Origin of the sequence: Roseateles chitinivorans (genome assembly GCF_002761755.1) — a bacterium.
Lineage (GTDB): Bacteria > Pseudomonadota > Gammaproteobacteria > Burkholderiales > Burkholderiaceae_C > Roseateles > Roseateles chitinivorans.
Map to the genome: position 1 here is coordinate 1 of NZ_PEOG01000062.1, position 13,285 is coordinate 13,285.

General features: G+C 67.8%; 17 protein-coding genes and 1 pseudogene. 13 read left to right on the forward strand and 5 right to left on the reverse strand.

Going from position 1 to position 13,285, the window contains the following annotated elements:
- Positions 1–55: 55 nt before the first annotated feature.
- Together CS062_RS19505 and CS062_RS19510 are read right to left on the reverse strand one after the other, a co-directional pair.
- A complete protein-coding gene (locus tag CS062_RS19505; RefSeq protein ID WP_143742418.1) occupies positions 56–298 on the reverse strand; it encodes a hypothetical protein in 243 nt (80 codons plus the stop codon).
- Between the two features lie 177 nt (positions 299–475).
- Positions 476–1,246 (reverse strand): alpha/beta fold hydrolase, encoded by a 771-nt coding sequence (locus CS062_RS19510; protein ID WP_099863231.1) that lies wholly within the window; start codon positions 1,244–1,246, stop codon positions 476–478.
- Positions 1,247–1,806: 560 nt separating this feature from the next.
- Between CS062_RS19510 and CS062_RS19515 the strand changes: the two genes are divergently transcribed.
- The 12 genes and pseudogenes from CS062_RS19515 (at position 1,807) to CS062_RS19560 (ending at position 8,527) form a co-directional block, all read left to right on the forward strand.
- On the forward strand, positions 1,807–2,487 hold the full coding sequence (locus tag CS062_RS19515; protein ID WP_099863232.1) for a choice-of-anchor J family PEP-CTERM protein: 681 nt from the start codon (positions 1,807–1,809) through the stop codon (positions 2,485–2,487).
- Between the two features lie 61 nt (positions 2,488–2,548).
- Entirely contained in the window at positions 2,549–3,004 is a 456-nt protein-coding gene (locus tag CS062_RS19520; protein WP_099863233.1) for a post-PEP-CTERM-1 domain-containing protein, read from the forward strand.
- 3 nt (positions 3,005–3,007) lie between these two features.
- Complete coding sequence (locus tag CS062_RS19525; RefSeq protein WP_099863234.1) at positions 3,008–4,495, forward strand: PA domain-containing protein; 1,488 nt, start codon at positions 3,008–3,010, stop codon at positions 4,493–4,495.
- 278 nt (positions 4,496–4,773) lie between these two features.
- On the forward strand, positions 4,774–5,049 hold the full coding sequence (locus CS062_RS19530; RefSeq protein ID WP_091724693.1) for an HU family DNA-binding protein: 276 nt from the start codon (positions 4,774–4,776) through the stop codon (positions 5,047–5,049).
- 77 nt (positions 5,050–5,126) lie between these two features.
- A pseudogene (locus tag CS062_RS19535) lies at positions 5,127–5,441 on the forward strand (transposase domain-containing protein); the annotation flags it as partial.
- A gap of 29 nt (positions 5,442–5,470) precedes the next feature.
- Complete coding sequence (locus CS062_RS19540; protein ID WP_099863235.1) at positions 5,471–5,767, forward strand: YrhB domain-containing protein; 297 nt, start codon at positions 5,471–5,473, stop codon at positions 5,765–5,767.
- Between the two features lie 179 nt (positions 5,768–5,946).
- The gene (locus CS062_RS19545) at positions 5,947–6,264 is read left to right on the forward strand and encodes a hypothetical protein (RefSeq protein ID WP_099863236.1); all 318 of its coding nucleotides are present in this window, start codon (positions 5,947–5,949) and stop codon (positions 6,262–6,264) included.
- Positions 6,234–6,743 carry a hypothetical protein gene (locus CS062_RS19550; RefSeq protein WP_199174295.1) on the forward strand — a complete coding sequence of 170 codons (510 nt, stop codon included), beginning with the start codon at positions 6,234–6,236 and terminating at the stop codon, positions 6,741–6,743. Before CS062_RS19545 ends, CS062_RS19550 begins: the two co-directional genes overlap by 31 nt.
- Positions 6,730–7,083, forward strand: a complete 354-nt coding sequence (locus CS062_RS25945) for a hypothetical protein (protein ID WP_143742419.1) — start codon at positions 6,730–6,732, stop codon at positions 7,081–7,083. The genes CS062_RS19550 and CS062_RS25945 overlap by 14 nt, the downstream gene beginning before the upstream one ends.
- A gap of 95 nt (positions 7,084–7,178) precedes the next feature.
- Complete coding sequence (locus CS062_RS19555; RefSeq protein WP_099863237.1) at positions 7,179–7,571, forward strand: tyrosine-type recombinase/integrase; 393 nt, start codon at positions 7,179–7,181, stop codon at positions 7,569–7,571.
- 168 nt (positions 7,572–7,739) lie between these two features.
- The gene (locus CS062_RS25950) at positions 7,740–8,000 is read left to right on the forward strand and encodes a hypothetical protein (protein ID WP_143742420.1); all 261 of its coding nucleotides are present in this window, start codon (positions 7,740–7,742) and stop codon (positions 7,998–8,000) included.
- Between the two features lie 167 nt (positions 8,001–8,167).
- Complete coding sequence (locus CS062_RS19560) at positions 8,168–8,527, forward strand: hypothetical protein (protein ID WP_099863238.1); 360 nt, start codon at positions 8,168–8,170, stop codon at positions 8,525–8,527.
- On the opposite strand, the gene CS062_RS19565 is transcribed toward CS062_RS19560, so the two are convergent.
- The 3 genes from CS062_RS19565 to hmpA all read right to left on the reverse strand — a co-directional run bounded on the left by CS062_RS19565 (position 8,476) and on the right by hmpA (position 11,487).
- Positions 8,476–9,075, reverse strand: coding sequence for an RNA 2'-phosphotransferase (locus CS062_RS19565; RefSeq protein WP_099863239.1), 600 nt, complete (start codon positions 9,073–9,075; stop codon positions 8,476–8,478). The genes CS062_RS19560 and CS062_RS19565 overlap by 52 nt on opposite strands.
- A 253-nt stretch (positions 9,076–9,328) precedes the next feature.
- On the reverse strand, positions 9,329–10,162 hold the full coding sequence (locus CS062_RS19570; protein WP_099863240.1) for an enoyl-CoA hydratase-related protein: 834 nt from the start codon (positions 10,160–10,162) through the stop codon (positions 9,329–9,331).
- A 137-nt stretch (positions 10,163–10,299) separates the two neighbouring features.
- Complete coding sequence (hmpA, locus tag CS062_RS19575; RefSeq protein ID WP_099863241.1) at positions 10,300–11,487, reverse strand: NO-inducible flavohemoprotein; 1,188 nt, start codon at positions 11,485–11,487, stop codon at positions 10,300–10,302.
- Between the two features lie 183 nt (positions 11,488–11,670).
- Between hmpA and norR the strand changes: the two genes are divergently transcribed.
- Positions 11,671–13,257, forward strand: a complete 1,587-nt coding sequence (gene norR, locus CS062_RS19580; protein WP_099863242.1) for a nitric oxide reductase transcriptional regulator NorR — start codon at positions 11,671–11,673, stop codon at positions 13,255–13,257.
- Positions 13,258–13,285: the final 28 nt, after the last annotated feature.

Sequence of the window (13,285 nt, forward strand, 5' to 3'; positions counted from 1 at the left end):
AGACATCGTTTGTACGACTTATTGTAAATGACACCACCGCCTGCGCGAGCTACTGTCATTCCGTCCCCGACGCTCTACCCATCTGGCCGAGCGCGAGGCCCTCGGCCCGCGCGGCCTGGGCGATGCGGGCCGCCAGCCAGGCGGTGCGGGTCGAGTGGTCGACCGGCTGGCCCATGCTGAGATCGCCGACGAAGGCGAGCGCGCGCACGGCGTCGAGCACCGGCACGCGCGAACCCGCCGCCGCCACGGAGGGCGTCGGCGGGGAGGACGGAGAGATCGGGAAGGAAGAAGCGGTCACGGCATTCCAGGAGCAAGATCCAGCGTCCCGCGGGCAGGGCGGCCGGTCCGCCCGGCGTGCCGGGCGCACGGCGCGCATGGGGCGCATCCGGCCTGCTCGGCGCAGCGGGCGGACCGGATCCCCCTGGCTCGCCCGGCGTGGCCGGCGTGCGGGACCTGCTCGCGGTCGGCGCGGACCTTACCGGGATTGCCGAACGGCGTCCAGGATGAGCTTGGCGACCGCTTCGGGCTGCGACTGCTGGGGCACATGCGAGCTGCCCACCCGGGTCACCTTGGCGCCGGCGCGCTGCGCCATCGCGGCCTGCGCCTCGGGGGCGATCATGCGGTCGGCGCTGGCCAGCAGGTACCACGACGGCTTGCTCTTCCAGGCCGCGACCGACACCGGCTGCTCGAAGGCCTTGGCCTGGATCGGTCCCTGCGTCGCGGTCATCACGGCGGTGGTCGCGGCCGGCAGGTCCTGCGCGAAGTGGTCGCGCATGCCGGTGGGGGTCAGGCTCAGCCAGCCTTGCGCGTCGGCCTTGAAGTGCGCCAGCCCGGACGGCGTCGGGAAGCCCTTGCCCTGGTCGGCGGTGTTCTGGCCGACGTCGGGCGCGAAGGCCGCGATATAGACCAGCGCGGCGACCTTGTCGGCGGCGCCGGCCTCGGTGATCACCGTGCCGCCCCAGGAATGGCCGACCAGCACGACCTTGCCGGGCTGCGCGTCGATGGCGCGGCGCGCGGCGGCCACGTCGTCGGCCAGCGAGCTCAGCGGGTTCTGCACCGCGGTGACCTGGACGCCTTCGCGTTGCAGCAGCGGGATCACCTTGGCCCAGTCCGAGCCGTCGGCGAAGGCGCCGTGGACGATGACGACCGACGGCTGCGGGGCCGGCGAGGCGGCGGACGCGAGGCCCGAGGCGGCGAGGGCGGAGGCAGCGGCGGTGGCGACGAGCAGGCGGCGGGCGAAGTTCATGAGGACGCTCCTGGTGGAAGTGGAGGGGTGTTGGAACAGGGCTCCACTGTCGCGATTCGAGGCTCGCGCCGGTATCGGACGAATGTCCGAGGGCGCGCCGGGGCGCGCTGCCACGGCCGCGCACTGCCCATCCGGATTTACACGGAGCTCACCACACTGGCCCCGCGGTGAGGTGCAAGGTGCCCCAGTCGACCATCGTGCGCCTCGGGCGGCCCGCGCCAGGGCGGAGCGCCTCGCGCCCGAGGGTCCGCCACCGGCACTTCCCGTGCGGATGCGTTTGCGCGGCGTTTGCGCCGGCGCGATCGCCGGGTCTCGGCAAGTCCTGACCCCGTCGGATCGATCGATCCCCCGGTCCGTCTTAGGGAAACAACCACCCCCACACCGGGGGGAGGCACGGCCCGACCCCCTCCTGTGAACCGTGACGGGAGTCACAGAATCGACCCGCCCGAAGGCCGCCCTCCCGCCGGCCGACAGCAGTCGCGGCGGCGTCCGTCATCCCGGTGCGCCGCCGCTCGAGTCCAGGTGGACATCCCACCTTCATCCCGAAGAAGGACGTAGCAATGTTCAAGAAAGTCTGTTTGGCCGCGGCGGTGTTCGGCGCGATGGCGTCGGCCCATGCCGAGCAATACACCCTCATCAACGAAGGCTTCAACACCACGGTCGTCAACGGCAGCACCGTGCTGGCCCCCGACCGCCTGAGCGCTGGCGACTGGCGCTTCATCAACCTGAACTCGCCGTCCGGCGCGGTGCCGGGCTGGACGCAGGGCCTGGAGTCCAACTTCCCGGCCCAGGCCGGCGCCGGTGAATCCTTCCTGCAGGCGCGCTGGGCGGCCGGTCCGGACGGCGGCTCGCTGGGCAGCTGGCTGATCACCGCCGCCTTCTCGACCGCCTTCGACACGCAGGTGTCCTTCTGGGCCCGCGGCGGCGTCGACGGTAACTACGCCGACGACCTGACCTACGGCCTGGTGGACGCCGCCGGCGACCTGGCCAGCCTGCTGCCGGTCGCCACGATCACCGCCACCCTCGGCGACTGGAGCCGATACACCTTCACGATCGCGGGCCAGGGCACCGGATCGAGCGCGCGCTTCGCGCTCGGACACGTCGGTGCCGTCGACACCTCGGACATCGCCGCGGTCGACAGCCTGGTGGTGGCGCAGGTGCCCGAGCCCTCGACCTGGGCGCTGGCCGGCGTCAGCCTGCTGGGCCTGATGGCCGCCCGCCGCCGTCGCGCCGCGCGATGAGCGCCAACGCGCGTCCCTCGATCACCCAATCCCCCGAGTCATCTCCGCAAGGACAACGACCATGATCACCCGCATTTCCCTGGGCCTGGCGATCGCCGCGGCCCTGCCGCTGGCGGCGCAGGCTCACGAAGCCGCCGCGCCGGCGACCGCCCCGTCCGCCACGCCGGCCGCCCCGTCCGCCGCACCCGTCGTGGCGCAGGAGGCCCTCGTCGTCGTGCGCGATGCCGAGACCGGCAAGCTCCGCCCGGCCACGGCCGAGGAACACGCCGCGCTGCAGGCGCAGCTGCCGGCCGCCAAGGCGCGCGTCGCGCTGCGCGCGGTGGCGCTCTCGCCGCAGATGAAGCTGCACAGCAGCGGCGCTACCGGCATCCGCGCGACCGACGAGATGGCCAGCCAGTCCGTCGTCGTGCGCGGTCCCGACGGCAAGCTGATCGAAGCCTGCTTCGCCAGCAAGGAAGAGGCCGAGGCCTTCATGAAGAGCGCCTCCGCCGCCAAATCGGCCCTGCCCACGGAGTAAGCCATGCACAAGACCATCAGCTTCAAGCAGACCCTGCTGCGCTCGGCCGTCGTGGCCGCCCTGTGCGGCGCTGGCCTGGCGCAGGCCGCGACCATCGTCATCCAGAGCCGCGACCCGGCCGGCGTCGGCTTCAACGACACCACGCCGGTCGCGCCGGTCGGCGGCAACCCGGGCACCACGCTCGGCGAGCAGCGCATGTTCATCTACCGCTATGTCGCCGACGTGTGGGAACAGGCGCTGGAGAGCGACGTCACCATCACCGTCAGCGCTGCCTGGGAGCCGCTGGCCTGCACCGCTTCCTCGGCGACGCTGGGCAGCGCCAGCGCCTGGAACTTCTGGTATGGCTTCCAGGGCGGCGCGCCCGACACCTGGTATCCGCAGGCCCTGGCCAACAAGCTGGCCAAGGTCAACCTGAGCGAAGGCCAGCCCGACACCACCGGCTTCAACAACGTCGACATCAAGACCCAGTTCAACATCAACCTGGGCAAGGAAGGCTGCCTGACCGGCTCGCCGTTCTACCTCGGCATTGACGGCAACTTCGGCACTGGCGTGAACTTCGTCGAGACGCTGCTGCATGAGCTGGGCCATGGTCTGGGCTTCAGCGTGCTGTCGGTGCAGACCTCCACCGGCAAGCGCATCAACCGCGCCGGCACCGCCTACACCGACGACGGACTGCCCAGCATCTGGGAACGCTTCATGTTCGACAACACCCAGGGCAAGACCTGGCTGAACATGACGAGCGCGGAGCGCAAGGCCTCGGCGGTGAACCCGCTGGGCCTGGCCTGGGTCGGGCCGAACGTCGTCGCCGGCGCCGGCATGCTGGCGGCCACGCCGGTGCTGAAGGTCGCGACCGCGGCGCCGGGCTATTCGGGCCAGTACCCGTACGGCACCGCCTCCTTCGGGCCGGCGGTCGGCAGCGGGATGACGCTGGGTTCGATCTCGACGATCGCACCGGACACGGTCGGCGCGGGCCAGGGCTGCCTGCCGTTCAACGGTGCCGACACGGCCGCCAGCGCCGGCAAGGTGGTGGTGATCGATCGCGGCACCTGCGGTTTCGCGGTCAAGGCCAAGAACGCGCAGAACGCCGGCGCGATCGGCGTGATCATCGCCAACAACGTCGCCGGCGCCGCGCCCGGCCTGGGCGGCAGCGACCCGACGATCACCATCCCGACGATCAGCGTGTCGCAAGGCGACGGCGTCAAGCTGCGCGCCGCCATCACCGCCTCGGTGCCCTACGGCATGCGCGGCAAGGTCGGCTACGCGACCGGCTCGCTGACGACCGACCCGAGCCGACGCGCCGGTGCCGACGCGCTGGGGCGTCCGCTGCTGTACACGCCCAATCCGCTGGTGGGTGGCTCGTCGGTGTCGCACTGGGATGTCTCGGCCTCGCCCAACCTGCTGATGGAGCCCAACATCAGCCCGGACCTGGGGTTGGTGCTGGTGCCGCCGAAGGACCTGACCAAGTCGCTGCTGAAGGACCTGGGTTGGTAAACCGACCTGGCGACTGACGATCGGCCGGACGCCCCGCAAGGGCGTCTGGCCCGGAAGCCCGGCGCTTGCGCCGGGCTTTGTCGTTCAGGTTGACTGAATGGCCGAGGCGAGGACCTTCAGGGGGACGATATCGCTCGAAAGGGCGATGAATTCCGCCATGCGGACGCCCGGCGGCCGGGTTCGCCGCCCGGTTGCGTCTTCGAACAGGCGGGGCTGCCGGACTGGCTGATAATCGCGGCCCCGGTTCGCCGGACCCTGGTTTTTTACTGGAAGCATTGATGAACAAGAGTGAACTGATCGAAGGCATCGCCACCAAGGCGGGCGTCACCCGTGCCGTGGCCGCGACCGCCCTGGACGCGACCCTGGAAACCATCACCGAAGCCCTGGCCGCCGGCGACCAGATCGCCCTGGTCGGCTTCGGCACCTTCAAGGTGAGCGAGCGCGCCGCCCGCACCGGCAAGAACCCGGCCACCGGCGAAGCGCTGGACATCCCGGCCTCCAAGGTCGCCAAGTTCACCGCCGGCAAGGCGCTGAAGGATGCGGTGAACAAGTAAGCCTGCCGGCTTTTTTCGCCCGGACGACGCCCGCGATGCGCAAGCATCGGCGGGCGTCCTTGTTTTGACGACAATGTGACGGCTCAGCCACCGCCCGGGCCATTGACTACAGCCTCAAGCGCTGGGCAGTGCTGACCCGCTACCTCGATGACGGCGACTTGCCGATTGATAACAACTGGGTGAAGAACCGCATCCGGCCCATCGCGCTGGGGCGGCAGAACTGGCTGTTCGCCGGCAGCTCGCGCGCGGGCGAGCGGGCTGCGGCCGTGATGAGCCTCATCCACTCGGCCAAGCTCAACGGGCTGGATCCCTATGACTACCTCCGCGATGTGCTGGAGCGGCTGCCGACGCAGCCGGCCAGTCGCATCAATGAACTGCTGCCGCACCGCTGACACACTCCATAGCTGGGGGAAGCGCGCTCATGTTGAACTATGAAGATGCCGTCGCAGCGGTAGAGAAGCAACTCGCCAAAGTCGACGATCTACCCGAAGGCGACTCGCTGGTCCTTGTGTCGGAGCACACCATCGAACGCCCGTTCGGTTGGGTCTTCTTCTACACATCGCGCCTGTACCGCGACACCGGCGACATCAAGTACGCCCTAGCAGGGAACGCTCCTCTCATCGTCAACCGGAGTTCCGGCGAGGTCGTGGCGACCGGCACCGCACGGCTCGTGGAGCACTACATCGCCGAATACGAGGCACGCACCGGCCTCACCTGACATCGCTGTACGCTTACGAAGAAGGAACTCGAAGGCACGAAGAACGCCGTCAAGCAGACCTATCAGGTCCTGCCGACGGGAGGCGGACCAAGCTGGCGGAGCCCGCCTTCGAGACGATCCGCAAGGCGGCGAACGGTGATGGCGGCACGATCAGCGACCTGACGGAGTTCGGCGCGGGCGTGCTGCTGCCGGCCCCGGGCGCTGCAGCTGGCGAGGTCGCCGACAAGCTCGGAGACCTTGTCGGCAACTTCACCAGGAGCGTTGAGCGAGGCACCGTTCGCGAGGCGCTGGAAGGCACGCAGACGGCGGGCAAGGTCATCGGCGAAATCGCCGAGTCGTCGGTGCCGAAGCAGACTGGGCGCTTGCTGAGCGAAGGTACCAGCGGCCCTGCCTCGGGCACGTCCGCGAGCAAGACGGTGCGGTCGGTCGAGGCGGAGGTCACCCCCCTAAGATGGTGGATCGGCCGATGTTCGCTGCGGTTGGCGCGAATAGCCTGACCCGGCGCCAGTACATCATGGCCAACTTGGCCGAATCGCGCGCGGGCAACGATGCAAGTAGATTCGCGGGACACGTAAAGGCTGAGACGGGCGCGGCGACGGCGCGCTCAGTGGCTGCAAAGGGCGCAGGCAAGTATTCGGTCGGGGCCTATAACAAGATTCGCGGTACCGTCGCAGGAATGGACGCGCATCACGTTGGGCAAAAGGTTTTGATGCAAGACCTGATCCCTGGTTACGACGCGATGACTGCTCCGGCAATCTTGGTGCCGAAGGTCGGTCATACGATCAAGGGACCGAATGGCATTGTTTCGCGCAGCGTTGTTGGCCTTCGCAAGCCGAGAGCTGTTCTCGCCCGCGATATTCGGGAACTGCGTCGGGTGTACCCTGACGTGCCAAACTCCTCATTGCAAGACCTCATTCGGATGAACAAGGACGCCTACCCTGGTGCCTTTGAAGGTAAGAGTTATGACGCCCAATGACTTTGTTGCAGGCCTGAGAATGGCCGTTGTTGAAGAGAACACTGGCATGTACCGCCAGCTCTTCACCAGTACTTCGGTGGCGAAGGCATCCGATCCATATTGGAAGCGGGCCTTGACTCTCTTCAATGGCCTAAGCGCTGAGCAGCAAGAAGTGTTCTTCGAGGTTGTTCGCCAAGTGGCGGCCGACACGACATCAAACGTCTTGGGTGTGATTGACGGAGTAAATGCCTTGGACGGTGTGGACGAGCAATTCGTGTTGACTTGCGAAAGCGGGTCCAAGCTAAGCGGTGATTTGCAAAGCTTGTTCTTGGTTGAAGAGGAACGGGCATCACGGAAGTGATGACAGTTCAGAAATAACAAAGGGCCGCTGACAGCGGCCCTTTGTTCTGGGGTGTGCTCAAGCCTCGGACTTGCGGCGACCTGGACCTGCCCAGGATGGACAAGCGCCTGCCGCGCCACGTGCTGACGATGAAGGAGGCCGAGGCGGTGCTGGCCATGCCGGACATCGCCACAAGCACGGGCATCCGTGACCGGGCCATGATGGTGGTGCTTTACAGCACCGGCATGCGGCGCCTGGAGCTGATCGGCCTGCAGGTGTTCGACATCGACGTCGAGCGGGGCACGGTGATGATCCACCTGGGCAAGGGCAGGAAGGACCGCATGGTGCCCATTGGTGAGCGGGCGATTGCGTGGGTGGAGAAGTACCGCGACGACGTGCGGCCGGAACTGGCCACGGGCCTCGATGAGGGCACCTTGTTCCTGACGAACCTGGGCGAAGCGTTCAGCCCGAACCGGCTGACGCAACTGGTGCGCTGCGCGCAGCCTTGACGCGATCACCGCCGAGGCCGGCCACCATTCTTTAGCCGCTAAAGAAAGGAAGAAATAGGGGCGCCTGCGGGGCCCCTGTTCGTGAGCGTGTCGGCTCAAAACCGCATCAGGGGGTCTCAGGAATTACACTTGCGGGGATGTCGGGCCGAAGCGCTTGCAAGTCCTTGAATGCACATGGGCTTCATTGCAAAAGTACGACAGGGCGCGGTGGGGTTCTCCGTTGCCGCAAAGGGCGTGACGAGCCTCAGCCCGGCGTCTATTCGGTTCAGCCAATCGTCTGTCAACGGGGTTGAAGAAATCGCGGCGAGCATGCGAGCCAATGGCTGGAAGGGTGCTCCGATCGATGTAGTTCGGATGAGCGATGGCAGCTTGACCACCTTCGACAACACGCGTTTGCTGGCTGCGCAACGCGCAGGTATCAATGTCTAAGCCGTCGTTCACGATGCTGGGGCGGCGTTCCCGGCGGGGCGTTGAACACCAAGAAGTGGCGCTCAGCCGGCAACGTGGGAGGATGCAGTTCGGGCGCGAATCCAGCAGCAAAACAGCGGGTTCCGCAACACATACCCGAGTGGTTCGCCGTACACCGGATCGACGCAATGAAGACTCTGGACTTGCTTACGGAGAAAGAGCGGCCGCAGGGCTTCAGCTACCCGCGACAGTTCAATCGCTTAATAGAGTTCGGACTAACAGACCTTGAGCCGTGGTACTTGCTGGAAGGCAAGCTATTGCGAGACACCATGGCTGGGCTCGCAGAGAGGTATCCGGATCGGAAGCTCGTTCCCTTTGCTCGTCGACAAGACAATGATGATGTCGCATGCTGGCAAGTTGGAGCGAACGGAGAAGTATTTGTCATTCATGACTTCGCCTCCCCTGGCTGGGAACAGCGTGGTCAATTCGCTGGCTTCTACGACTGGTTGCGTCGTGCTGTTGAAGACTTCATCGAATTCGATTGTTGAGCCACGTCAGCGCTAGACAAGAACTCGGGTGGTACCTGATCGGTCAGCCAAACGCCGTTGTCTGCCAAGACGAACTTGAAGCCCTTGGTATGCATGCGAAGAGCTTCGACCTTGAGGATGGCCGGCTTGCCGTGACGTTGGCCGACGCGGTGTGCGGTGACTTCATCGGCAGACAAGTGCACTTGCTGGCGGGACTGCGGCCTGAGCCCTTCTGACAGGATTGAATCGACGAACCGCGTCGCGGTCCCGTGGTACAGGATGCTCGGGGGTTCTTGGGGCGATAGGCCGAGTTCCACTGTGACCGAGTGCCCTTGAGCGGCGCGAATGCGCTGCCCATCGTCCGAGAGAGAAAACCGCTTCTTGTCGCTGGTCGCGACGATATGCAGCAAGTCCTCTCGGCTGAACCGAGTTCCAGCTGCATTGCTCTTGGCGAGCAACTCGTCGATGGATGCCCAACCCTGGGGATCGAGCGTCAGGCCGATGGTATCGGGCTTGTGACGAAGAACGAGACTCAGGAACTTGCTGAATTGGGCGTGATTTGTATGCATGGCGACATGCTATAGGAGCTGGAATTCACAGTGCCGATGGATCAGACCACGCCAGTGGCCTGCAGTTTCTTGAGCCGGCTGTTCTCTCGTTCCGGGGCGCTCAGGCGCTTGACGTTAGCCGCCTCCAGCTAGCCAAAGTGTTTACGCCTGGCTTAGATCGCCAGCAATTGAAGGGTGAGCAAAAGGGTCCGCCTGAGCATTCCACGAGGCCCCCCCTCTCTGGCGGTCCTGACCAGCGCGGCTCCGGCTCCGCTCAACCTTCCCTGAAAAACTTCAGCGCCGCCAAATCCGGAAACGCCGCGGGCCGCTTGGTCTGCGTCGCCGCGAACGCCTCCATCAAATTCCTGTTCTGCCAGATCGCCGCCTGCAGCCACCCCATCTGCTGCAGGCTGTCCTTGACGCCGTGATCGCGCGCGTAGTGGATCGCCTGCTTGCTGCCCCACACCGCCACCGGTGGCTTCTGCGCGATCTCGCGCGCGCACTGCAGCGCGGCCTCGATGCATTCGGCCGGCGTCGGCAGCACGTCGTTCACCAGCCCGACCGCCAGCGCCCGCGCCGCCGGCAGGCGGCGGCCGGTGTAGGCCATTTCCTTGACCACCCCCAGCGGGATCAGCTTGGGCAGGCGCTGCAGCGTGCCCAGGTCGGCGGCCATGCCGATGTTGATCTCCTGGATGCAGAAGAACGCGCCAGCCTCCGCATAGCGGATGTCGCAGGCCGCCACCAGGTCCACCGCGCCGCCGATGCAGCCGCCCTGGATCGCCGCGATCGTCGGTACGCGCAGGTCGTCGAGGCGGTTGAAGGCCTGCTGCATGTCGGCCAGCAGGTCGACGATCGCGGCACGCCCTTCGGCGCTGCGGTCGTCGAGCTGGATGCCGCCGTTCTGGAACACATCCAGCGACATGCCCGCGCTGAAATGCCGGCCCGTCGACGAGATCACCAGCGCCCGCAGCGTCGGGCTGCGATGCAACTGGTCCAGCACCGCCTCCAGCTCGCGCCACAGCTGCGGCGACATCGTGTTCATCGCGTCGGGACGGTTCAGCACCAGGTGGCCGACGCCGGCGTCTTCGGTCAGGGTGAGGCATTCCATGCGGGTCTCCTTGTTCCGCCCTGCCGTGGAGCGGGCAGGGGCCGGGCCATGCTAGCGGGAGACCCCGCGGCGGCGCGTCATCGAGGCGACGCCGCGGTGGCGATTGGAGAGCGCTCCCGAATGGACGCCGGGCGCGATCAGGCGCCGACCAGTTCCTCCGTCGGCCCGAAGAACTCGTAGCGCAACTGCGCCTCCGGCACGCCGAGCTGGCGGCCGGCGCGGTAGACCGCCTGCATGAACGGCTTCGGTCCGAGCAGGTAAAGGTCGACGTCGCGGTCCTCGGGCAGGTGGCGCGCCAGCAGCGCGTCCGTCACCTGGCCGACCTCGTGCGGCTCGTCGCCCTCGCGCGGCGCGTCGTAGACGTACATCGCCTCGACATTGCGATGCGCGGCGGCCAGCAGGTCCACGCGCTCGCGGAACGCATGCACCCCGCCGTGGCGCGCCGCGTGGATGAAGCGGATCGGCCGGCCGCTGGGGGCCGCCGATTCCAGCATCGCCATCGCTGGCGTGATGCCGACGCCGCCCGTCACCAGCACCAGCGGCCGAGTGGACTGGGCATCGAGGGTGAACTCGCCCGCGGGCGCCTGGACCTCCAGCCGCGAGCCGACCTCGACGTGGTCATGCATCCAGCCCGACACCAGTCCGCCGTCCTCCCGCTTGATGCTGACGCGGTACCAGGGCTTGCCCGGCGCGTCCGACAGCGAGTAGTTGCGGCGCACCGTCCGTCCGTCGATGTCCAGCACCAGGGTCAGGTATTGCCCGGGCTGGAACGGCGGGAGCGGCTGCCCATCGGCCGGCTCCAGGTAGAACGAAGTGATCAGCTCGCTCTCGCGCGCTTTGCGCGCGACGACCATCGTGCGTTGGCCGCGCCAGCCGCCCGGCAGCGCCGCGGTGGCGGCGTAGACCTGCTCCTCGGCATCGATCAGCAACTGCGCCAGCGCGCCGTAGGCCTCGGCCCAGGCGTCGATGATCGCGTCGGTGGCGACGTCGGCGCCCAGCACCTCGCGGATCGCGCGCAGCAGGCACTGGCCGACGATCGGGTAATGCGCCGGCTGCACGCCCAGCGCCACATGCTTCTGGACGATGCGGGGCAGGGCCGGGGCCAGCTCGTGGACGCGGTCGATGTGGCTCGCGTAGGCCAGCACCGCACCGGCCAGCGCGCGCGCCTGCGTGCCCTCGGCCTGGTGCGCTTCGTTGAAGAAGGCCTTCAGCTCGGGATGCTCCGACAGCATCACGCGATAGAAGTGCCGGGTGATTTCCTCGCCGCGCGACTTCAGCAACGGCACTGTGGCCTGGATCAGGGCGATGGTCAGGGGCTTGAACATGAGCGTCGGTACTCCGGATTCGTTGAGGATGACTGTGATTTATCAGGAACCGTGCCAGGCAGTTGACGACGGCGGTGCGGCCACAAGTCGTTGATCTGCTTGGGGCTTTGTGACCGCTCTACCGAACCGTTGTCGGAATGACCGAGAATCGACCGCTGTCGAATTGACAACGAAAAGGTCTTGATGACAACGGAAGCCCGCTTTCGCCAATTGCTCGCCGCGGTGCGTGGCCTGGTCCGCTGCGATGCGGCGGCGCTGCTGCGCCTGTTGCCGGAGGAGGGCGAGCCGGTGCTGCAGCCGGTGGCCGTCGACGGACTGGCCGAGGAAGCGCTGGGCCGGCGCTTCCCGGCGGCCGCCCATCCGCGCCTGGCGCGGCTGCTGGAGAGTGGCGACGGCCTGCGCTTCGCCGCCGACGCCGGCCTGCCGGATCCCTATGACGGGCTGCTCGAACATCAGCAGGAGCTCGAGGCCGTCCACGACTGCATGGGCGCGCCGCTGCGGGTGGACGGGCGGGTCTGGGGGCTGGTGACGCTGGATGCGCTCGATCCTCACGCCTTCGACGAGGTCGGTCCCCAGCGGCTGGCGGCGGTCGTGCGGCTGCTCGAAGCGGGCATCGCCGCCGAGGACACGATCGCGACGCTGGCGCGGCGCGCCGCGCAGGAACAGGCGCTGGCCCGCGCGGTGCGGCGCCACAGTCCGCGGGAGCTGCTCGGGCGCAGCCCGGCGATGGTCCGCCTGCGCGCCGAGATCGACACCGTCGCGGCCTCCGACCTGACGGTGCTGATCCTGGGCGAGACGGGCGTCGGCAAGGAGCTCGTCGCCGAGCGCCTGCATGCCCGGTCGACGCGCCAGGATCGACCACTGGTGCAGATCAACTGCGCCGCCTTGCCGGAGACGCTGGCCGACAGCGAGCTGTTCGGCCACAAGCGCGGGGCCTTCACCGGCGCGGTGGCGGACCGGGTCGGCAAGTTCGAGCTGGCCGATGGCGGCACCCTGCTGCTGGACGAGGTCGGCGAGCTGCCGCTGCCGGTGCAGGCCAAGCTGCTGCGCGTGCTGCAGAGCGGCGATGTGCAGCGCCCCGGCAGCGATCGCGTGCAGCGGGTCGACGTGCGGGTGCTGGCCGCCACCAACCGCGACCTGCGCGAGGAGGTCGCGCGCGGGCGCTTCCGTGCCGATCTCTATCACCGGCTGTCGGTCTACCCGCTGCGGGTGCCGGCGCTGCGCGAGCGGGGCCGCGACGTCCTGGCGCTGGCGGGCAGCTTCCTGGAGGAGAACCAGCACCGGCTCGGCGCCCGCAACCTGCGGCTGTCGCCGGCGGCGTCGCAGGCGCTGCTCGCCCACGACTGGCCGGGGAACGTCCGTGAGCTCGAGCATCTGATCAGCCGTGCCGCGTTGCGCGCGCTGGCGGCTGCGGGGCGGGCCGGGCGATGGATCGCGATCGAGCCGGAACACCTCGGCCTGGGCGAGGGCGCATCGGTGGCGCGCCATGCGCCCACCGATGACGGTACACGGGGAGTCCGGGAACCCGGAATGCCCCGGGACCCGATTGCGCTGCCGGTCGATACGACGGCGGATGCGGGGGTTGACACGGCGGTTGACGCCACGGGGCTGGGACTGCGCGCGGCGACCGAGCAGTTCCAGCGCCGCTGGATCGAGGACGCCCTGCGGCGGCACGGCGGCGCGATGGCCGCCGCGGCCCGCGAGGCCGGCATGGATCGCAGCAATTTCCTGCGGCTGTTGAGACGGCTGGGCATCGCCCTGCCGCGATAGAGTCGCCCGCTCAGGGCAGGTCACGGAC